Annotated in this window: 20 protein-coding genes; 10 read left to right on the top strand and 10 right to left on the bottom strand. The window is 33.6% G+C overall.

Annotation, left to right across the window (positions count from 1 at the left end; translation table 11 throughout):
* Positions 1-36 precede the first annotated feature (36 nt).
* Positions 37-582 (top strand): DUF6252 family protein, encoded by a 546-nt coding sequence (locus tag JOD96_RS16165; protein WP_209565266.1) that lies wholly within the window; start codon positions 37-39, stop codon positions 580-582.
* A 71-nt stretch (positions 583-653) separates the two neighbouring features.
* Here JOD96_RS16165 and carB read toward each other — a convergent pair whose 3' ends face one another.
* Positions 654-3,509 (bottom strand): carbamoyl-phosphate synthase large subunit, encoded by a 2,856-nt coding sequence (gene carB / locus JOD96_RS16170; RefSeq protein WP_209565267.1) that lies wholly within the window; start codon positions 3,507-3,509, stop codon positions 654-656.
* A gap of 145 nt (positions 3,510-3,654) precedes the next feature.
* Positions 3,655-3,816, bottom strand: coding sequence for a 50S ribosomal protein L34 (gene rpmH, locus JOD96_RS16175; protein ID WP_008464848.1), 162 nt, complete (start codon positions 3,814-3,816; stop codon positions 3,655-3,657).
* 166 nt (positions 3,817-3,982) lie between these two features.
* On the opposite strand from rpmH, the gene JOD96_RS16180 reads away from it, so the two are divergent.
* Positions 3,983-4,498 carry a DUF2892 domain-containing protein gene (locus tag JOD96_RS16180; RefSeq protein ID WP_209565268.1) on the top strand — a complete coding sequence of 172 codons (516 nt, stop codon included), beginning with the start codon at positions 3,983-3,985 and terminating at the stop codon, positions 4,496-4,498.
* Positions 4,499-4,724: 226 nt separating this feature from the next.
* Here the strand turns inward: JOD96_RS16180 and JOD96_RS16185 are convergent, their stop codons facing one another.
* Entirely contained in the window at positions 4,725-5,384 is a 660-nt protein-coding gene (locus tag JOD96_RS16185) for an alpha/beta hydrolase (protein ID WP_209565269.1), read from the bottom strand.
* Between the two features lie 284 nt (positions 5,385-5,668).
* Between JOD96_RS16185 and JOD96_RS16190 the strand changes: the two genes are divergently transcribed.
* Positions 5,669-5,971 (top strand): GNAT family N-acetyltransferase, encoded by a 303-nt coding sequence (locus tag JOD96_RS16190; protein WP_245188430.1) that lies wholly within the window; start codon positions 5,669-5,671, stop codon positions 5,969-5,971.
* Between the two features lie 70 nt (positions 5,972-6,041).
* On the opposite strand, the gene JOD96_RS16195 is transcribed toward JOD96_RS16190, so the two are convergent.
* From JOD96_RS16195 to JOD96_RS16205, 3 genes are all read right to left on the bottom strand, one after another.
* A complete protein-coding gene (locus JOD96_RS16195; protein WP_209565270.1) occupies positions 6,042-7,676 on the bottom strand; it encodes an ABC-F family ATP-binding cassette domain-containing protein in 1,635 nt (544 codons plus the stop codon).
* A 245-nt stretch (positions 7,677-7,921) separates the two neighbouring features.
* Positions 7,922-9,097, bottom strand: a complete 1,176-nt coding sequence (locus tag JOD96_RS16200; protein WP_209565271.1) for a GlmU family protein — start codon at positions 9,095-9,097, stop codon at positions 7,922-7,924.
* Between the two features lie 224 nt (positions 9,098-9,321).
* Positions 9,322-9,576: a type B 50S ribosomal protein L31 gene (locus JOD96_RS16205; protein WP_209565272.1), complete on the bottom strand. Its 255-nt coding sequence runs from the start codon at positions 9,574-9,576 to the stop codon at positions 9,322-9,324.
* 243 nt (positions 9,577-9,819) lie between these two features.
* On the opposite strand from JOD96_RS16205, the gene JOD96_RS16210 reads away from it, so the two are divergent.
* The 5 genes from JOD96_RS16210 to JOD96_RS16230 all read left to right on the top strand — a co-directional run bounded on the left by JOD96_RS16210 (position 9,820) and on the right by JOD96_RS16230 (position 15,840).
* Positions 9,820-10,362 carry a DUF4199 domain-containing protein gene (locus JOD96_RS16210; protein WP_209565273.1) on the top strand — a complete coding sequence of 181 codons (543 nt, stop codon included), beginning with the start codon at positions 9,820-9,822 and terminating at the stop codon, positions 10,360-10,362.
* A gap of 10 nt (positions 10,363-10,372) precedes the next feature.
* On the top strand, positions 10,373-11,329 hold the full coding sequence (locus tag JOD96_RS16215) for a glycosyltransferase family 2 protein (RefSeq protein WP_209565274.1): 957 nt from the start codon (positions 10,373-10,375) through the stop codon (positions 11,327-11,329).
* A gap of 57 nt (positions 11,330-11,386) precedes the next feature.
* Positions 11,387-13,114: a phospho-sugar mutase gene (locus JOD96_RS16220; protein ID WP_209565275.1), complete on the top strand. Its 1,728-nt coding sequence runs from the start codon at positions 11,387-11,389 to the stop codon at positions 13,112-13,114.
* A gap of 73 nt (positions 13,115-13,187) precedes the next feature.
* A complete protein-coding gene (locus JOD96_RS16225) occupies positions 13,188-15,017 on the top strand; it encodes an ABC transporter ATP-binding protein (RefSeq protein WP_209565276.1) in 1,830 nt (609 codons plus the stop codon).
* 121 nt (positions 15,018-15,138) lie between these two features.
* Positions 15,139-15,840 carry a DUF2971 domain-containing protein gene (locus tag JOD96_RS16230; RefSeq protein WP_209565277.1) on the top strand — a complete coding sequence of 234 codons (702 nt, stop codon included), beginning with the start codon at positions 15,139-15,141 and terminating at the stop codon, positions 15,838-15,840.
* Positions 15,841-16,041: 201 nt separating this feature from the next.
* Here JOD96_RS16230 and JOD96_RS16235 read toward each other — a convergent pair whose 3' ends face one another.
* From JOD96_RS16235 to JOD96_RS16250, 4 genes are all read right to left on the bottom strand, one after another.
* Complete coding sequence (locus JOD96_RS16235) at positions 16,042-16,764, bottom strand: hypothetical protein (RefSeq protein WP_209565278.1); 723 nt, start codon at positions 16,762-16,764, stop codon at positions 16,042-16,044.
* A 96-nt stretch (positions 16,765-16,860) separates the two neighbouring features.
* A complete protein-coding gene (locus JOD96_RS16240; protein ID WP_209565279.1) occupies positions 16,861-17,163 on the bottom strand; it encodes a DUF1493 family protein in 303 nt (100 codons plus the stop codon).
* Between the two features lie 44 nt (positions 17,164-17,207).
* Complete coding sequence (locus JOD96_RS16245; protein ID WP_209565280.1) at positions 17,208-19,673, bottom strand: carboxypeptidase-like regulatory domain-containing protein; 2,466 nt, start codon at positions 19,671-19,673, stop codon at positions 17,208-17,210.
* Positions 19,674-19,684: 11 nt separating this feature from the next.
* Complete coding sequence (locus tag JOD96_RS16250) at positions 19,685-21,382, bottom strand: M23 family metallopeptidase (RefSeq protein ID WP_209565281.1); 1,698 nt, start codon at positions 21,380-21,382, stop codon at positions 19,685-19,687.
* A gap of 181 nt (positions 21,383-21,563) precedes the next feature.
* Between JOD96_RS16250 and JOD96_RS16255 the strand changes: the two genes are divergently transcribed.
* Together JOD96_RS16255 and JOD96_RS16260 are read left to right on the top strand one after the other, a co-directional pair.
* Positions 21,564-21,854 (top strand): hypothetical protein, encoded by a 291-nt coding sequence (locus JOD96_RS16255; protein WP_209565282.1) that lies wholly within the window; start codon positions 21,564-21,566, stop codon positions 21,852-21,854.
* A 5-nt stretch (positions 21,855-21,859) separates the two neighbouring features.
* Positions 21,860-22,153, top strand: coding sequence for a cell division protein ZapA (locus JOD96_RS16260; protein ID WP_209565283.1), 294 nt, complete (start codon positions 21,860-21,862; stop codon positions 22,151-22,153).
* Positions 22,154-22,331: the final 178 nt, after the last annotated feature.

Below are 22,331 nucleotides of genomic sequence, written 5' to 3' on the forward strand. Positions count from 1 at the left end.
TTTTTTACATTTGGCGCTTAATAAAAATCCAAAACAATGAAAACACCAAAAATCCTATTTCTTTTTTTACTTCTGGCTTTAAACAGCTGTTCAAGCGACAGTGGCTCCCCAAATGATGAGCCCGAAACATCAAAAGTTGCAATGACTGCAAAAGTTGACGGAACTTTGTGGCAAATGAATAATCCGTTTGGCTCAGATTATGCTACAAAAACATTATTTGAAATGTATCCGGCAGAAGAATATATTCTTTTACAAGGAAGAAACACTACTTTTATAGATGAAATTAGGCTTTACATTAAGAGAAGCGATCTAAAAGTTGGAACATATCCTATAACAAAAAATACATTTGATGCATCTAAAACACAAGTTGAAATCTCATTCAACAGTAAAGGAAAAAGTCAATATCCTGTTAATGGTTCATTATCAATTACAGCAATTGACTTAAATGCTAAAAAAGTAACCGGAACATTTTCGTTTAATTGTGTAGATGATGATGACGAACCAATTAGCGATACTAACCCTATCACAACAAAAGTAACCGAAGGCGCTTTTAGTTATAGATATGATACAGGACAGGAATAATCCTGAATATTTCCATATAAAAAAAGCTCCATAATCATATGGAGCTTTTTTGTTATCAGGGTTTGAGGTTCTTATTTACTCAAATACATTTTTCTTCTAGAGTATAATTCATAGAATTGATCGTCTTTTAAGTCATCAATAAACAAGATGCTTTCTCCTGTAGACTTCATTTCCGGTCCTAATGCTTTGTTTACATTCGGAAATTTACTGAAAGAGAAAACCGGCTGTTTGATTGCATATCCTTTTAATTGCGGATTAAAATCAAAGTCAGTTACTTTATTGTGACCCAACATTACTTTTGTTGCGTAGTTTACATAAGGTTCTCCGTAAGCTTTTGCGATGAACGGAACTGTTCTTGAAGCTCTAGGGTTTGCCTCAATTATGTAAACTGTATCATCTTTAATTGCAAACTGAATATTGATTAAACCTACCGTTTTTAAAGCTCTTGCAATTTTATGAGTATGATCTTTAATTTGCTGCATTACAAACTCTCCTAAGTTAAAAGGAGGCAATGTTGCGTTACTATCTCCAGAGTGAACTCCACAAGGCTCAATGTGCTCCATAATTCCGATAATGTATACATTTCCGTCAGCATCACAGATTGCATCAGCCTCAGCTTCGATTGCCCCGGCCAAATAGTGATCCAGAAGCAATTTGTTTCCAGGAATTGTTTTTAACAAATCGATTACATGCTCTTCAAGCTCTTTTTTGTTGATTACAATTTTCATTCCCTGACCACCTAATACATAAGAAGGACGAATCAAAAGCGGAAAATCTAAAGTATCTGCCAAAGTCGAAGCTTCGTCTGCCGTTTCAGCGATTCCGAATCTTGGGAAAGGAATATTTAATTCTGTCAATAAATCTGAGAAACGTCCTCTGTCTTCTGCTAAGTCAAGTGCATCAAAACTGGTTCCGATGATTTTTACACCGTATTTAGATAATTTATCTGCTAATTTAAGTGCCGTCTGACCACCAAGCTGAACGATTACACCTTCTGGTTTTTCGTGCTGAATAATGTCATAAATATGCTCCCAGAAAACCGGTTCGAAGTATAATTTATCAGCCGTATCAAAATCTGTCGAAACAGTTTCCGGATTACAGTTAATCATGATGGTTTCATAACCACATTCTTTTGCTGCTAGAACTCCGTGCACACAAGAATAATCAAACTCAATTCCCTGACCAATTCTGTTTGGTCCTGAACCCAGAACGATAACTTTCTTTTTGTCTGTCACGATACTTTCGTTATCCACATAACGCTCTCCATTTACTTTTTCGATTTCTGCCTCAAAAGTTGAGTAGTAATAAGGTGTTTTAGCTTTGAATTCTGCTGCACAAGTATCAACCAGTTTAAACACACGGTTGACGTTCATGTCCATACGCAAAGTGTGAACTTCACTTTCCAGACAATTCATCATGTGCGCCAATTGTCTGTCGGCAAAACCTTTTTGTTTTGCTTCCAGCAATAATTCTTTAGGAAGATTAGTAACTTTATAGTTTGAAATTTCTTTCTCCAAAACATACAGCTCTTCGTATTGTTTTAAGAACCACATATCGATTCTTGTAATTTCATGAATTCTGCTCAACGGAATTCCCATTGCAATGGCATCATAAATTACAAAAACTCTATCCCAGCTTGCGTAAGTAAGTTTCTCGATAATTTGTTCGTAATCTTTGTATCCTTTTCCGTCTGCCCCTAAACCATTTCTCTTAATTTCCAAAGATTGTGTGGCTTTGTGAAGTGCTTCCTGAAAAGAACGCCCGATTCCCATCACCTCACCTACAGATTTCATCTGAAGACCTAAAGTTCTGTCAGATCCTTCAAATTTATCGAAGTTCCAACGTGGTATTTTTACGATTACATAATCTAAAGTTGGTTCAAAAAGAGCCGAAGTAGATTTTGTAATTTGATTTTGCAATTCATCTAAGTTGTATCCTAAAGCGAGTTTAGAAGCAATTTTTGCAATTGGATAACCCGTTGCTTTTGATGCTAATGCAGAAGAACGAGATACACGAGGGTTAATCTCGATCGCTACGATATCTTCTTTATCGTCTGGAGAAACTGCAAATTGTACGTTACATCCTCCCGCAAAATTTCCGATACTTCTCATCATTAAGATGGCGTAGTCACGTAATTTCTGGAAAGTAGTATCAGACAAAGTCATTGCCGGTGCTACTGTAATCGAATCTCCTGTGTGGATCCCCATTGGGTCCATATTTTCAATCGAACAAATGATAACAACATTGTCGTTTTTATCTCTTAAAAGCTCTAATTCGTATTCTTTCCATCCCATCAAAGCTTTGTCGATCAAAACTTCGTGAATTGGAGAAGCTTCAAGACCTCTTGTTAAAAGCTCATCAAAATCTTCTTTTTTATAAACAACTGCTGCTCCGGTTCCTCCAAGTGTAAACGATGGACGAATTACTAATGGAAAACCAAATTCCTGAGCAATTTCTTTTCCTTCTAAGTAAGAAGTAGCTGTTTTTGCAGGTGCAGTTGGCACATTTATTCTCTCTAAAAGCTGTTTAAACTGTTCTCTGTCTTCTGTAATATTAATCGCGTTTACATCAACTCCAATTAATCTTACTCCGAAATCCTGCCAAATTCCTTTTTCTTCAGCTTCCAGACACAAATTCAAAGCCGTTTGTCCTCCCATTGTTGGCAACACCGCATCAATTTGTGGATGTTCCTTCAGAATTTCAATAATCGATTTTGTAGTTAATGGTTTCAAATAAACATGATCGGCCATAGTTGGGTCGGTCATAATCGTCGCTGGGTTTGAGTTTATCAAGATAACCTCAATTCCTTCTTCACGAATCGAGCGCGCAGACTGAGATCCCGCATAATCGAATTCGCAAGCTTGACCAATAACAATAGGTCCTGAACCTATAATTAAAACTGATTTTATTGATGTGTCTTTAGGCATTTTGTATGTATTGTGTAGTTACTTAAGATTTTAAAAAACGTTTCTAGTGGGCTATAAACTAGAATGTTGAGAAAATTTTTACCGACAAGGTATAAAAAAAGGCGATACTAAAAAAGTAATCGCCTTATGTATGTTTATACAAACATTATTTTTTGTGTCTAGGTTCGCTAGAAACAGTTAATTTATGTCTTCCTTTTGCTCTTCTACGCGCTAGAACTTTTCTTCCATTCGCAGAAGCCATTCTGTCCATAAATCCGTGCTTATTTCTTCTTTTTCTTTTCGATGGTTGAAATGTTCTTTTGCTCATTGCTTTGTATCTTTAAAATGGTGTCTAATATCTCTTTTCTGTTTTTGAATATCGTTATTCGAAAACCGAGTGCAAATATACAAAGACTTTTTTTTCTGGCAAGTAGTTTTATAAAAATATTTTTAATTCCTTTTACTATCTTTGCAATCACAAATTTACATTAATTATGTTTCACAAAAATATTAAACTTATTCTGGCCGCACTTCTAGTAGTTGCTGCTGTTTGGCAATTTACAGAGAGTAATATCGGAAATGGAATTTTCCTTATTTTGCTTACTGCTATTCCAATTTTTCTTTACTTTAAAAATGAATTTATCCTTTTGGCTTTCCTTAAATTAAGAAAACAAGACTTTGAAGGCGCTAAAAAATGGCTTGCATACATTAAAAATCCCGAAGCAGCATTGGTAAGAAAGCAACAAGGCTATTTTAATTACCTGCACGGAATTATGTTGTCTCAAACCAATATCAACCAGGCTGAGAAACATTTCAAAAAAGCAATTGAACTAGGATTATCTATGGATATGGATTTGGCTGTAGCCAAATTAAACCTTGCAGGAGTAGCTATGTCACGAAGAAGAAAACTGGAGGCAACCAATTTATTGAATGAAGCTAAGAAACTTGACAAACAAGGTATGCTGAAAGAGCAGATTACAATGATGAAAGAACAAATGAAGAAAATTTAAACTTCTTTTTTAAATTACAATATTTAAATCCCAAATTCCAATTACTGGCATTTGGGATTTTTTTTGTCTTTCCCGCAAAGTATGCCATCCTGAGGAACGAAAGCCACACAAGTGACTCAACAAAGATTAGCAAAATTACTTTAAGGAATTCCTGTGCGGAGTTTCTTGTATGGTCTTCGATTTCGCTCAGGATGACAAGATTGTGTGTATTGAAATTTAAAGATCTCTAATCCTCCAATATAATCGAAGGCAAATTCTCATTCAGCCATTTATATTTATTAAGGATCATAATATGAGTTCCTCCTTTTACTATAATACAGCTTTTAATATATTTTATAGGAAATACTTCGTCCTTGTCTCCATGAATATGAATTACCTTTTCATCAATTTGGTTTCTGTCCCAAAGGATTACAGATTCTACCGCCCATTGGAGATAGCGCAAATCCCGAACTGACAGGAATTTTTCATATAATTGAATTCGTTTATTAATTTTTTCGCCAAAAGAATATTTTGCAAGGCTTTCGATATTCAAAAGCACTTTCATCGGGATCAGTTTATAGGCTTTGGTTGTTTTTCCAATTTTCATTCTTCTCGGAAACTCAAGAGAACTTCTTACACTCGAAATGATAATTACTTTACGAACCTCTATATGTTTTGCTATTTCCTGAACCAGAATCCCTCCAAAAGAAACCCCTATTAAAACCGGATTTTGATGTTTAATGCTTTTAGAAATCCGAAGTGCATAATCTGACAAAGATTCTTTTGACATCGGAATCTCCCACTCTAAGAAACACATTTCAAAGACAGTTTCATCCAATTTGACTCTCTCAAAAATGGCCGGACTTGCCGCCAGACCAGGCATAAAATATACTGGAATTCTACTCATTTTACAGAAAACGTATTATTGTTATAATGTTCAATTTCAGCATAAAAATACTTTTTTTATTAAGATGCATTACAAATCTTACACCATTTATTTCTTCAAAAACCAAAAAGTAAGAAGTTACTTTAATTATGGTGCTTTAAAAAATAATTTCATATTGAGAATCAAATGATTACCTTTGTAATCAAATGTTCCACATCTAAAACCTTTTAGTAAGGTTTTGTACCATGTCATTTTACCGTTCTTTTTCTATCATTTTTAAATACAACCCCCAAAACTATTTACATATGGAGCCTATTGAAACTATGGAAATCAAAGACAATACTTTTGCCAGACAATTTGAAACCATGGTTAGGGAAGGATTACTTTCTGTTGAATATTCATTTCAGGAAAAAAAGATCTTCTTAACCAAAATCAACACGCCGGAAGGCTATGATAATCAAGCTGTAATTGATTCTTTGCTTAAAAACATCATGGAAATTGTCAGTGAAAAGAAATTCAGAATTATGCCTATTTCACCCAAAATCGCATTATTTATCAAAAAGAATCCCAAATACAAAGAATTACTTCCACCAGGAATAAGGATTTAAATACAATCAGTAACAAAACAAAAAAGCGCAAGATTAACTTGCGCTTTAGTTTTATAAATGTAGCCGAAAATTATTTTTCGATTTCTCTCATAGAATCCATTTTTTTATGTGCTAAGAAACCTGCAACATCTTCAAAATGCTCTTTTACTCTTTTGTTTCCGAACTCAAAAACTTTTGTTGCCAAACCATCAAGAAAATCACGATCGTGAGAAACTAAAATCAAGGTTCCGTCAAAATCACGTAAAGCATCTTTAATAATATCCTTAGTTTTCATATCCAGGTGATTGGAAGGCTCATCCAGAATCAATAAATTCACAGGTTCCAACAATAATTTAATCATTGCCAAACGTGTTTTTTCACCACCTGACAGCACTTTTACTTTTTTGGTAATATCATCACCCTGAAACATAAAAGCCCCTAAAATATTTTTGATCTGCGTTCTGATATCTCCTACAGCAATATTATCGATAGTTTCAAAAATCGTAGCATTTTCATCTAATAGAGAAGCCTGATTCTGAGCAAAATATCCAATTTGAGAATTATGCCCGATTTCAACACTTCCTTCATCAATACCGATTTCTTTCATTATTGCTTTGATCATGGTCGATTTTCCTTCTCCATTTTTACCAACAAAAGCTACTTTCTGGCCTCTTTCAATTACAATATTTGCATCTTTAAAAACAACATGGTCTCCGTATTTTTTAGATAGATCTTTTACAACCACAGGATATTGCCCTGAACGCGGTGCCGGAGGAAACTTCAGACGCAAAGCAGAAGTATCTACTTCATCAACCTGAACAATTTCTAGTTTTTCCAACATTTTTACACGAGACTGCACGGCATCTGTTTTAGAAAAAGTTCCTTTAAAACGATCAATAAATGCTCTGTTGTCAGCAATCATTTTTTGCTGCTCATCGTATGCTTTTTGCTGATGAATACGGCGGTCTTTTCTTAATTCTAAATAATGAGAGTATTTTGCTTTGTAATCATAAATTCTTCCCATTGTAACTTCGATAGTACGATTTGTAATATTATCTACAAACGCCCTGTCATGAGAAATAACCACAACAGCTTTTGCAGAAGTTACCAAAAACTCTTCTAACCACTGAATACTTTCGATATCCATGTGATTCGTCGGCTCATCAAGCAAAATTAAATCGGGCTTTTGCAAAAGGATTTTAGCAAGTTCTATACGCATTCTCCATCCTCCTGAAAACTCAGAAGTCTGACGTGTAAAATCTTCACGTTCAAAACCAAGACCAATTAAAATTTTCTCAACTTCAGCTTCATAATTTATTTCTTCTATAGCATAAAATTTCTCGCTTAGATCAGAGACCCTTTCGATCAATTTCATGTATTCATCACTTTCGTAATCAGTACGGACGGTCAATTGTTCGTTGATTTCATCAATTTCGGCTTTCATTTTAAAAATCTCACCAAAAGCTTTTGAAGCTTCTTCCATTACAGTCGAACCGTCCTTAGTAAGTAAATGCTGTGGCAAGTACGCTACAACTGCATCTTTTGGAGTAGAAATACTTCCTGTTGAAGGTTTGTTTTCTCCTGCAATAATTTTTAAAAGTGTCGATTTTCCCGCACCATTTTTACCCATAAGGGCAATTTTATCATTTTCGTTTATAGCAAAAGAAACATCGCTAAATAATGTAGTTCCACCAAACTGAACCGAAATATCGTTAACTGTAATCATTATATAAAGTTAGAAGTTAGAGGCTGAAAGTTAGAAGTTTCGCTCCCTAATAAATTAAAAGCTGCAAAGATAGATTTTAATTAGATAATGTGCCAATTCTTAATGTGGCAATTTGTCAATTAGATAATTAGATAGTTTCCATAACCAAACCTAAAGTCCAAACATAAAAAAACCGATATTGCAAATTGCAAATATCGGTTCTTAAAACATTGTCTAATTGTCATATTGACTAATTTTCTATTAAATCAGTCTTTTCTCCATTTTTTTGTTTCTTCAAAAATATGTTCAAGGATTGCAGCCTCAGTTTCATCAAACTCAATATTTCTGCGGCTCATTACCAGTTTTGCTGTTTCAAAAGCTTTTTTGGTCACATAAGTTGTAAAGCCTGCTGCGCCTCCCCATGAAAAACTAGGAACAAAATTGCGTGGAAAACCGCTTCCGAAAATATTGGCGCTTACTCCCACTACAGTTCCGGTATTAAACATGGTATTAATTCCACATTTGCTGTGATCTCCCATCATTAAACCACAAAACTGAAGTCCGGTTTTGGCAAATCCTTCTGTTTCGTAGCTCCACAATTTTACTTCTTCGTAATTATTTTTAAGGTTCGAATTGTTGCTGTCTGCTCCAATATTACACCATTCACCTAAAACAGAATCGCCTAAAAATCCGTCATGACCTTTATTTGAATTCGCAAAAAGAACAGAATTTTTCACTTCTCCTCCTATTCTGGATCCCGGGCCAACAGTTGTTGCACCATACACTTTGGCGTTTAACTTTACCTGGGCATTTTCACATAAGGCAAAAGGTCCACGAATAACCGTGCCTTCCATAATTTCAGAATTCTTACCTATATATATAGGCCCATTGGATGCATTTAAAGTTACGAACTCTAATTTTGCCCCTTCTTCAATAAATATATTTTCCGGCGCAATAACATTAACACTTTTTGGGATTGGCTGTGATTTTCTATCTTCTGTCAGGTATTTGAAATCCTCACGAATTGCAGCATCATTTTTTGAAAAAATATCCCAAGTATGTTCAACCGTCAGACAATCATCATTATATTGAATAATTTCATAAGAATCAAAATCAACTTCTTCCTGATTTTCAGATGCAAAAAAAGCAATTACATCTTCACCTTTAAAAATTGCCTGATTTACTTTCAAATCAGAAATCATCTCTGCAAGTTTATCATTTGGCAAATAAGCTGCATTGATCATTACGTTCTCTTCTAATTCTACCATCGGAAATTTATCTGACAAATAATCTTCTGTGATGGTCGTAATAGTAGATCCTAAACGCGTTTCCCATTTCTGACGAATCGTCATAATTCCGATTAAAATATCAGCTACAGGTCTGGTAAAAGTAAAAGGGAGTAAAGCATTCCGGACGGGACCGTCAAATAGAATGTAATTCATAAATTAATTAATATTTGTTAAAATTTTTGAGTTGGTTACCTGGCTCAAAGTTACAAATATTTTATTTGAATCATTAAAGATGTTTTTTTCTTACGAAAGAAAATACAGCATTTTCTGTTCTGTTTCAGTAAACAAAATTTATTTATTTTGTCTTCTAATTTAAAATTAGTGCATAAAAAAAGCCTCCCAAATTGGAAGGCTTTGATATTAAAGAAAAACAGCTATTATTTTTTAGCGTGTTTTGCGTATTTGTTTTTAAATTTATCAATACGTCCTGCAGTATCGATAAGTTTAGATTTACCAGTATAAAAAGGGTGAGATGTTCTGGAAATCTCCATTTTTACAACTGGATACTCAACTCCGTCAACTTCAATTGTTTCTTTTGTATCTGCAGTAGATTTAGTGATAAAAACATCGTCATTTGACATGTCTTTAAATGCAACTAGTCTGTAATTTTCTGGGTGAATTCCTTTTTTCATCTTTTCTTTTATTTATTGTTTGGAGCATTTTTATTTTGAAGCTTTTTCATGGTTAGAAAAAGGTGTAAACAAATAATACTCTTTTTGTTTAAAAATTTAATTATTTTTGAGTGTGCAAATTTACAATTCTTTTTTAATAAACAAATCTTTAGCTCACTTTTTTTTAGTTAAATTCAAAAAGCTTTTTTTACCGCTGTTTATATTCGGAATTGCTATATTTGTGGATTAAAAAATTGTAATCATATGGATAAAAATACTTCTCCTGCTAAATCGGGAATAATGTTTGGTGTTTTGTTTGGAACTATAATGGTTTTAGAATTTGTCATTATGTATGTAATTGGCATGAAATCATTGGTTAATACCAGTGCCGGAATAATTGTAAATCTGGCAAATTATCTGGTTTTACCTATCCTGTTTATATTTTTAGGCTGTACTAATTATAAGAAAAACGTTAATAATGGTTTTATATCTTTTTCTGAATGTTTAAAGATCGGAGTTTCTATTGCGGTCATTGCAGGTTTAGTATATGGTATCTTTAATGTCATCTTTAATTATATATTCCCTGAATTTATAAATGAAATGCTTGAAATTTCTAAGATCGGAATGCTTAAGCAAAATCCTAACGTGACTGAAAAAGAACTTGAAATGGGACTTAGCATGGTTAAAAAATTCATGAATCCACTAATTGTTTTCCCTGTAACACTTGTTATGTATGCATTCATTGGCTTAATATATTCATTAATTGTCGGCGCAATAGTGAAGAATGAAAAACCTTATAGTCTATAATAAAATATAAATGAACTTATCTATACTTATACCGCTTCTTAACGAGGAGGAATCACTGCAAGAACTCTATTCATGGATTATCAGAGTGATGCAATCTAACAATTATTCTTATGAAATCATTTTTGTGGATGATGGCAGTACAGATAATTCATGGAATATTATTGAAGGGTTTTCTAATGAAAATGCAAATGTAAAAGGGATTCGGTTCATGAAGAATTTCGGAAAATCCCAGGCTTTACATGCTGGTTTTGCAAAAGCCAAAGGTGATGTAATTATTACCATGGATGCTGATTTGCAGGACAGCCCTGATGAAATTCCGGGCTTATATGAAATGATCACGGCTCAGAAATATGATTTGGTTTCGGGTTGGAAAAAGAAACGTTACGATTCTGTTGTTGCAAAAAATCTTCCTTCAAAATTATTTAACTGGGCGGCAAGAAAAACTTCGGGAGTAGAATTGAATGATTTTAACTGCGGATTAAAAGCATACAAAAATACAGTTGTAAAAAACATCGAGGTTTCGGGCGAAATGCACCGTTATATACCGGTTTTGGCAAAAAATGCCGGTTTTAATAAAATTGGTGAAAAAGTAGTTATACATCAGGCACGTAAATACGGTGAAACCAAATTTGGCATGGAACGTTTTATAAACGGTTTCCTTGATTTGATTACGATTTGGTTTTTATCAAGATTTGGAAAAAGACCTATGCACTTATTTGGTGCAATGGGTTCTATTATGTTTATTATTGGTTTTTGCTCTGCAGCTTATATCGGAATTTCAAAATTGTACCATATGTATACAGGTTTGAAATATACTTTAGTTACCAATAATCCGTGGTTTTTTATTGCATTGACCACAATGATTTTAGGAACTCAATTATTCCTGGCCGGATTTCTGGGCGAAATTATTTTGAGAACCAAAAACAACGAGGAACGTTATAAAGTAGCCCGAGAGGTTAATTTTTAACAGGATTAGTTCCTGAAAAAAACTTATCTTTAGTTTAAACTTTAAAAAGACATTTACATGAATATAGCACCTAATATTTTAAATGCTGTAAACGAATGGCTCACGCCAACATTTGATAATGAAACACAAGCGGCCGTTAAGGAATTAATGACAACATCGCCGAAAGAACTTGAGGAAAGTTTTTATAAAAACCTGGAATTTGGAACTGGGGGAATGCGCGGTGTAATGGGAATTGGAAACAACAGAATTAATAAATATACGCTTGGAAAAAACACGCAGGGTCTTTCAGATTATTTGCATCAGGTTTTTCCAAACCAGCCATTAAAAGTGGTTATCGCGTATGATTGCCGTCATAACAGCAATACACTTGCTAAGGTTGTTGCAGATGTTTTTTCTGCAAATGGAATTCAGGTTTATTTGTTTTCTGATTTAAGACCAACTCCTGAATTATCTTTTGCCCTTAAATATTTGGGCTGTCAATGCGGAATTGTTCTTACAGCTTCTCATAATCCACCTGAATATAATGGTTACAAAGTATACTGGGAAGACGGAGGACAAATTGTTCCGCCTCAGGATGCAGAAATCATCAAAGTTATCGAAGACTTAAGTTATGATAAAATCAAGTTTCAGGCAAACGAGAAACTGATTCAGTATATTGATGTTGAAATTGACAAGGCTTTTATTAAGTCATCTATTGAAAACGCGAGTTTTAATACTCCTGCCGAGGCAAAGGAAAATTTACAGATAGTTTTTACTTCTTTGCACGGAACTTCAATAAAATCTATTCCTGATACCTTATCACAAGCGGGTTATACCAATGTGCACATTGTTCCTGAACAGGCAATTCCGGACGGAAATTTTCCTACTGTAAAATCTCCGAATCCTGAAGAACCGGAAGCGCTTACAATGGCTTTGGCCCTGGCAGACAAAACAAATTCTGATATTGTTGTCGGAACAGATCCTGACTGCGACCGTTTGGGTGTTGCCGTTAGAAACAACGATGGCAAAATGATTTTGCTTAACGGAAACCAGACTATGGTTTTAATGACATCATTTTTGTTAAAACAATGGAAAAAGGCCGGAAAAATAAACGGAAAACAATTCGTTGGTTCTACAATTGTATCAACACCAATGATTATGGAGCTGGCCACAAGTTATGGTGTAGAATGCAAGGTTGGTTTAACCGGTTTTAAATGGATTGCCAAAATGATCAAGGATTTTCCGGAACTTCAGTTTATTGGAGGCGGGGAAGAAAGCTTTGGATTTATGGTTGGCGATGCTGTTAGAGACAAAGATGCAGTTGCTGCTACTTTATTGATTTGCGAAGTTGCTGCTCAGGCAAAAGCAGCCGGAAGTACGGTTTATAAAGAACTTTTACAACTTTATGTTGAACATGGTTTTTATAAAGAACAATTGGTTTCGTTGACCAAAAAAGGAATGGAAGGCCTGGAAGAAATCAATCAGATGATGATTAATTTACGTCAGAATCCTTTGAAAGAAATCAATGGACAAAGAGTAATTATGGTGGAGGACTATCAATCATCTATTGCCTTGAATTTATTGACAGGTGAAGAATCTACGATGGATATGCCGAAATCAAATGTATTGATTTATTATACCGAAGACGGATCTAAAATTTGTGCAAGACCAAGCGGAACTGAACCAAAAATTAAGTTTTACATTAGTGTAAACGCAGAATTAGAATCAGTTTTAGACTTTGACGCAGCAGAAAGTTACTTAGACGAAAAAATACAAAACATCATTGCAGCAATGCAATTGAAATAACAGAATACAAATATATTTTTAAAAACCCGGCAGTTTTTTAACTGTCGGGTTTTAATGGTAAATAACAACCTCAATGAGTAATTTCAAAAAAATAGTTCCTTTTATATATCCGTATAAAAAATACGCGTTTTTAAATATTTTCTTTAATATTTTATACGCTCTTTTTAGTACACTTTCCTTTGTTGCATTAATACCAATGCTTCAGGTTTTATTTGATAAAAACAAGCAAATTACAGTAAAACCAGTATTTCAGGGAATTATAAAAATTAAAGAATATGGTGAAGATTATTTAAACTACTATATCACCACCACAAAAGGTACTCATGAATCGGGTTACGTTTTATCGATAATGGTTGCCATTATCATTTCAATCTTTTTATTAAAAAACCTTGCCGATTATTTTGCTATGTTTTTTATTACTTTCTTAAGAAATGGCGTATTAAGAGACATGCGAAATGCGATGTACAAAAAAACACTGGAACTGCCATTGGCTTTTTATTCTGAAAAAAGAAAAGGAGATGTAATTTCGAGAATTTCTGCTGATGTAAATGAAGTTCAAAACTCCTTTCTGGCCATACTGGAGCTTATTGTAAAAGAGCCTCTGACCATTATTTTTACTATAATTATGATGGTAATCATCAGTGCAAAACTAACTCTGTTTGTCTTTATTTTCATTCCTGTTTCCGGCTATATTATTTCATTAATCGGTAAACAGCTTAAAAAACAATCTTCTAAGGCACAACAGGAACAAGGTACTTTTTTATCAACTATAGAGGAAACAATCGGAGGACTAAAAGTGGTAAAAGGATATAATGCAGAAAACTATTTCAATACTGTTTTTAAGGGCTCAACAGAACGTTTCTTTGAATTATCAAACACTATAGGTAATCGTCAAAATCTGGCATCTCCTGCGAGTGAATTTATGGGAATTGCCGTAATTGCAATTTTGCTATGGTATGGTGGTCAAATGGTCTTGATTGATAAAACGCTTGATAGTGCAGCTTTTATCGCTTACATGGGTCTGGCCTATAACATCCTTACACCTGCAAAAGCAATTTCTAAGGCTTCTTATGGAGTAAAAAGAGGAAATGCCGCAGCAGAACGTGTATTGGAGATTTTAGATCAGGAGAACACTATAGATTCTAAACCTGATGCTATTCAAAAAACAAGTTTTGACAACACTATTGAGGTTAAAAACATCAACTTTAAATATCAGGAAGAAACGGTTTTAAAAGACTTTTCTCTTAACATTAAAAAAGGACAAACAGTAGCACTTGTTGGTCAATCTGGCAGCGGAAAAAGTACTATTGCCAATTTACTAACTCGTTTTTATGATGTGAATGACGGAACTATTTCTATTGATGGAATTAACATTAAGGATATGGATCTGCAATCACTTCGTAGTTTGATGGGATTGGTAACTCAGGACAGTATTTTATTTAATGATACTATAAAAGCAAATATTTCTTTAGGAAAATTAGATGCAACAGATGATGAAATTATCGAAGCGCTAAAAATCGCTAATGCTTACGAATTTGTAAAAGATCTGCCGTTAGGAATTTACACCAACATCGGGGACAGCGGAAACAAGCTTTCAGGAGGACAAAAACAACGTTTATCTATTGCACGTGCCGTATTAAAAAATCCTCCTATTATGATTCTGGACGAAGCAACTTCTGCATTGGATACCGAAAGCGAAAAATTTGTTCAGGTTGCCCTGGAAAACATGATGCAAAACAGAACATCGATTGTAATTGCACACCGTCTTTCGACAATTCAAAAAGCAGATATAATTGTAGTTATGCAAAAAGGAAGAATCGTAGAACAAGGAACCCATGACGAATTAATTGCTCATAATGGCACTTACAATAAACTGGTAACGATGCAGTCTTTTGAGTCATAAGATTCAAAAAAAAAAATATTATAAAACACAGATTAAAGAATTATTAAAACTCATCTTAATTTCTTTAATCTGTGTTATTTTTTTAACTTAGATACAACTAACACAAAAATCCTTTATTAGAATGTATCTCAACAATCCAAACATAAAATTACCTGAAGATCCGGATACAATTGTTTGGAAATACCTGGATTTATCTAAATTTTTAGATTTATTATTATCCAAAAAGTTATTTATGTCCCGTTCAGACAAATTCGAAGATCAGTACGAAGGCACTTTTAGTGAACCTACTTTTGAAGAGATTAGAAAACTGGCTGTCGATAATCCTGACTTTTTAAATTATTACAAAACACATCGCGAAAAAGTTGCTATAAGCAGCTGGCATATTAACGAATATGAATCGTATGCCATGTGGCAGATTTTTACTCAAAACAGTGAAGGATTAGCAATACAGTCGACCATTGGAAGATTACAGAAAGCAGTAAATCCGGAGAATAATTTTGATCAGTATATTGGTGAAGTAAATTATATCGACTACAAAAAAGAATACATTCCGTTTGATGATTTGTTTTTCCCGTTTTTGTTTAAACGAAAAAGTTTTCAATACGAGCGTGAAGTTCGTATTATCACTGATACTTCAAAAAGTAAGATCAAACTGAACGACGGATTGAAAATTAATGTTGACATTAATCAGCTAATTGAACGAATTTATATTCATCCAAAATCTGAAAACTGGTATAAAAAACTCGTGATTGAATTGGTGGAACGATTAGGATTTGGTTTTGAAATCGAAAAATCAGATCTCGAGAGTGATATTTTGATTTAGAGATTTTTTTTAAAAGTTGCTAAGGTTCTAAGACACTAAGATTCTGAGGTTTTTTAAGTTACATACAGATTAGATTATAAGACTTATTCTTCAATTTTACGATAAAAGAAAGACCGTTAAAAATTATAGATGTAATTTTTAACGGTCTTTCTTTTATAAGATTGAAACCTTAGAATCTTAGTATCTCAGCACCTTAGAACCTCAGATAGGTTTATAACTTTTAACTTCCCATTTTTTTGAAGCTAAGTCTATATAGTTATAATGCAAAACATCATTTTTGTCAAACTGTCCATTTTGGTTGGTATCTTCGATTGTTCTGAAATACAAACGATTTTTAGAATCAATTAAACTCCAGTCAACCAATTCCTGAAAATCTTCTGAAATCTTAGTAAAATTTTCTCCGCTAATATTACTCAAATACAAAGTTTTAATATCTCCTGCATCGATTTTACTGTCCTTATTGGTATCAGAATCTGCCAGCGTATAAACCATAATTTGATTTTGAGTTCTGTCGGCAACCGTTTTCAAATAAGTAGCAGTTAAGATCAGAAGCGGCTTATCTGTCAAAGGTCTAATGGAATCTGAATCTGTTTTTTGAAATTTCAGGTTTTGCAAATAGCCTGTAATTTCATATTCGCCTAAATTTGAAATAGTAAAACTCACATCGTTTACACTAGAAGATCCGTAACGTGCTTTTGTTCCTCTTTCAAATACTCTTAAATCTCCAACCGGATGTATCAAATAATTCGTTCCTTCCATCTGAATTGGCAAATCAGCAACTTCTATTTGCGTTGAATCTGTTTTATTTACTACACTTGCTTTATTTGAAGCATCATAAATTACTTTTGGCGTTGGAGCTTCGTCTTTGCAACTTACTAAAGACCCGATAATTACTAAGCTTATATATTTTAGATAATTTTTCATGTATACTTATTATATTGGAATATCAAATATAGTATTTTTGATTGTATTTATTTTTTATTGAGTTACCAAATATAAAATTGCATAAATTAAATTATATCATTCAAGCTTTGTTTTAATTATGGCTTTCTTTAAATCTTCTATTGTCAAATCTTTTTTATTTTTTTTATAAAATAAATTATAAAACCAAAGATATATTTTATCTGCTTCAGGATTAAAGTGTTCTCCAAAATTAAAAGAAGTTATATCAACTTTGAACTCATTTGAAAATTTCATTAAAAAATCTTCGGCTTCATCTCCATAGATATTCAAATCTTTTTCAATATAATAGTTGGGCGATTCATCATCAAAATTTTTTCCGGTTTCTTCTTTTAAAAACTTATAAAATTTAGAATTATCCATTTATTTGTTTGGATTTAATCTTACAAAAAAGTACAACTTATCACTTATAACCTCGCATTTAACTTAACGTTAAAAACCCTCGAAGTCATATAATTCGGAATCGCATATTGATTTTTAGAATATACATCGCGTACCCATGTATTGGTTATCGCATTCTGATTATTGAAGATATTAAAAATCTCAACTCCTACAGACAATTCCTTAAAATTCTTCAACCAGTTGGTTTTCGCAATTTTAGTACTGCTGTCCACAAAAACTTTAGCAAAACCAATATCTGCTCTTCGATAATCATTTAGTCTGTTTTGATACAAATAAGGATCAGAATAAGACGGGGCTCCGCCCGGCAAACCGGTATTGTAAACTAAATTCAGATATAATTTTACACTTGGAATATTAGGCATGTAATCCTGAAACAGCATCGCAAATTTCAAACGCTGGTCGGTTGGTCTGGCAATATATCCTTTACCTTCATAATTTTCTTCTGTTTTCAGATACCCAAAACTAATCCAGGATTCGGTTCCGGGAACAAATTCGCCATTCAGTCTAAAATCAAGTCCCTGCGCATATGCTTTTGCATTATTATTGGCAACATAACGAATACGAACATTATCTATTGAATATACATTAACATCCGAAAGCGACTTATAATAAATCTCTGTTACCCATTTAAAGGGACGATTCCATATTTTAAAACTATAATCATTACTCAAAACAATGTGTACAGATTCCTGAGCCTTTACATTTGGATCAACTACTCCGTTTAGGTCGCGAAGTTCCCGGTAAAAAGGCGGCTGATGATACAATCCTCCTGAAAGCCTGAAAACCATATCCGTATCCCAATCGGGTTTTAAGGCAAACTGCGCCCTCGGACTAAAAACAATCTGATTTTTTCCTTCTTCTAAAGCTCCGGTAACGTTCCAGCTCTGAAAACGGGCTCCGAAATTATACCAAATCTGTGTAGTACCAATTTCTGCCTTTTGATTCCACTGGGCATATCCCGAAAATCTGTTTATTGTATTAAAATTAATTGCACGAACATCCTGATAAGGCAATAATGGCCCGGTATAAGGCTCGTTTGGCTGATTGTTTTGGGGCAAAATTATAATGGGCGGATTTATAGAAAATCCTGCAGAATCAATTACTTCCCACTCCACTACTCTGTCGCGAATTGATTCTCTGGTATATTTAATTCCAAATTCTAACTGGCTGTTTCTCCATTCTTTAAAACCTTTGATTTCAGCATTTGCAATTAATGCATCGAGATCATTTCTGGCATGATTGAGTTGAGAACCAATTCCTCGTGAAAAATCAACATCATCAACATCAGTTGTCCCGTCAGAATTTACATTTCCTAAACGATATTGTGCCAAAATATCAAAATGTTCTTTTTCTTTTGTATGGAATAAAGACCCAATAACTTTTAAGGTAAAACTTGGGGAGACTTTATAAGTAGTTTTTAAAGCCCAAAAATAAGTATCATACTGATCTTTTTCCCTTCCCTCGTAATAAACTGCCAGCGCCATTGGCTGATCTATTGTTCCGAATTTGGTCTCACGGGTAAGAGGCTGGTATAAATATTTATTCTGCGAAATATTTCCTAAGAAACTCATCTGCCATTTCTCAGAAATATCATAATTCAAATTCGTCTGAACATCAACAAAAGTTGGCGTATAATTGGTTTGAGTATCCTGACTATTTACAAGAAGGCTGTTGTTTCGATAACGAACACCGGTAACAGCAGACCATTTCTTATTTTTAGAAACAGCATCAACAGAAACACTTCCGCCCAACAAACTTGCTTCGAGAGAAGCACCAAATTCAGTTGGTTTTCTATACGTAATATCTAAAACTGAAGATAATTTATCTCCAAATTTTGCCTGAAACCCTCCGGCAGAAAAATCAACATTCTGAACTAAACCTGTATTTGTAAAACTTAATCCTTCCTGCTGGCCCGAACGAATTAGAAAAGGACGATATACTTCAATTTCATTTACATAAACCAAATTCTCATCATAATTTCCACCGCGAACCGCATATTGGGTACTCAGTTCGTTGTTTGAGTTTACTCCTGGCAAAGTTTTCAGAATATTTTCGATTCCGGCATTTGCTCCGGGAATTTTCCTGATTGTTGCCGCGTCGATTGTGACAATTCCCTGAACGCGTTTTTTATTAGTAGAAGAAACAAAAACTTCTCCCATCTGTTCTGCAGTATTATTCATAACCGGATTAAAAACAAACGTTTCATTTGGTTTTAAATTCACAGTAAGACTAATCATTTTTAACGAAATATGAGTAAAGATCAAAGATACTTTTTTGTTGGACGGAACATCAATTTCAAAAAAACCATCTGAATTAGTCTGCGCAACTTTTCCTGACGAAGAAATATTCACGTCAGAAACAGGTCTGTTTTCACTATCTAAAATAATTCCTTTGACATGAGCATTTTGAGCAAACGAAATACAGCCTATGCAGAAAAAAAGGAAAACGAATATTAACTTGCTACAATTCAAACGTTTTGATTTTATTTTTGTTGACTTCTAAAAAAATGAGTTTCAAAGATAGCAGAATTACCCACATTATCAATTACTTCAATTTTTAAATCATTTGCACCTTCTGCAAGCCTTGCGTCTTCAAACTTGTGCGTAATTTTTCTTGTTTTATTATCGTACTCAAATAATACCCAGTCTCCGTTTATATATCCATTATACGATTTAATTCCGGACAAGCTGTCTCCTATTGTAAACTGAATTGCTTTTGTATCAGTAATCCATTTGTCCTGAATTGCTTTTGTGATTTTTATAACTGGTGCAATAGTATCCAACACCAACCCGAATTGTCCCAATGTCTTTGATTTTGCAGTAAAAACATCTCCGTTTCTTGTTGTTGCATTATAACTTTTACTGTTTCCGCTAATTCTTCCAATAAATAACTTATCCCTTAAATTCTCAGGATAAATACTGTCTTTTATTGTAATCGTAAAATTTGAGTGAACAGGAATGACATCATCATGAATATAAATCATATTATTTTTTACATCAAAATTTAAGTTGAAATCATCATAAAAAGTTCCCGCCGGAAAAAAAACCGACATATTATCTTTTTCGAAGTTCGAATCTTTATTTGCATGAATAAAATATTTTGAAGTTATCGGTTCTGCATTTACAATCGGAGTTTCTGAATCATACTCAATGGGAACAGTAACAGAATTAAGATTTCCAAAATAATCAGAAACTTCAATTCTGTAAGTCGATGCTAAATTGGGCTCGACAGGTATAACTCCGTGAAGCGAATCTGTTTTTATGATACTCAAAGCAAACGGAGTTTTCATAAACAGCTTCTGGACACGTTGTCCGGTTTTCTTATATCTCGGATAATCTATAAATGCATTTATATAACGCATTTCATCAAATGAATAGGTATTAAACTGATAATTATATTTTGGATCTCCGTTTAAAAAACCGGTAACATTAAAAACTCCATTTCGGTTATTTGAGACATCATCAAAATCTACAGCATTGATCCCAAAACCAATTTTACCATTTGCTTTAATTTTTTCCGCGAGATAAGTACCATCTTTTTGAAGTGAAAGATTTAATAATAAAGGCTGTTTTGATTGATTAACAACTGTATTTTCTCCCACAGGATAAACATACACACTTGAAATTGTTGGCTTTTTACTATCATTTATATTTTGATCATAACCAAAAAACATAGGGTTAATAACAAATTCTGTTTTTGAATCTCTAATTTCAAAATGCAAATGCGGACCCTCTGAAGACCCTGTATTTCCTGAAAGTGCAATTAATTGTCCTTTTGTGACCGGCAGCTCATCTGGTTTCAAAAATACTTCTATCTCAAAAGATTTTTCTGCATAATGTGTTTTCTCAACATATTCCTGAATGGGACCAATTGTAGTTTGTAAATGCCCATATACAGAAGTATAACCATTGGGATGTGTGATATATAAACACTTCCCGTTACCAAATGTGGAGATTTTTATTCTGGACACATATCCATCAGCGATAGCATAGACATTTAACCCTTCCCTTTGATTTGTTTTTAAATCAAAACCAGCATGAAAATGATTAGGACGCAACTCACCAAAATTTCCCGAAAGCTGCATCGGAATATCTAACGGAGGGCGGAAATAATCTTTGGGATACTGGGTCTGGGCAGAAATAAAATTACAAAAAAAAAGAGCTAGTAGTGAAATTCTCATAAACAACATTTTTGCTAAGATAAAGAAAAATAAGCTATTAAAAGCAAGAAAAAACATACAAAAATTCAATTAATTGAATTTCATTTATTTATCTATTTTTAATGCAAAAAAATCGAGAAAAAATTGCATTAATAAAAAGGAATACTAACTTTGTATGATTAAGTAATGAATAGGATTTATAATGAGTGTAATTGCCGAAATAATTGATACTCTTGAATATAAAGTCGAAAAGCTTTTTGAAAAATCAAAAGGGCTGGAGAAAAACAATCAGGAACTAAAACTACAATTAACCAAAGCTGCGCAAATCATCCAGAAACAATCTGAGGAAATTGAAGCTTTGAGAAAGCAATATGAAACACTTAAAATAGCCAATTCGTTGCTCGGCAGCGACAACAATAAGAGAGAGACAAAGCTTAAAATAAATTCATTAATTCGCGAAATTGATTACTGTATAGCACAATTATCAGACTAGAAAACATGGACGAAAAGCTTAGAATTAAAATATCAATTGCAGACAGGGTTTACCCGTTAACGGTAGAACCATCTCAGGAAGAAGGCCTTAGGAGTGCTTCTAAAAAAATTGATGCTATGATCAAGCAATTCGAAGAAAGTTACGCAGTTCGTGACAAACAGGATGTACTGGCCATGTGCGCCTTACAATTTGCTTCGCAAGCAGAACAAAAACAAATTGATTACAATGTTGATGGACACGAAACCATCGAAAGAATTAAAAGATTAAATTTGCTTTTAGATCAATATCTCGAAAATTAAACGTTCTTTACAGAAACTAAGATACTGCCTACATTAGTTCACAATTGGTAAACTCAACACTAACAAATTAGAATGAGCAAATCGTCGCTACTATAGTATGCCACGCTTTATTGCGAGGAAACTTGAACAGTGAGTTAGCTCAAAACTTGTCTTTACGAGTTTATTCAAGCAATTAATG

Origin of the sequence: Flavobacterium sp. 1355 (genome assembly GCF_017833415.1) — a bacterium.
GTDB lineage: Bacteria > Bacteroidota > Bacteroidia > Flavobacteriales > Flavobacteriaceae > Flavobacterium.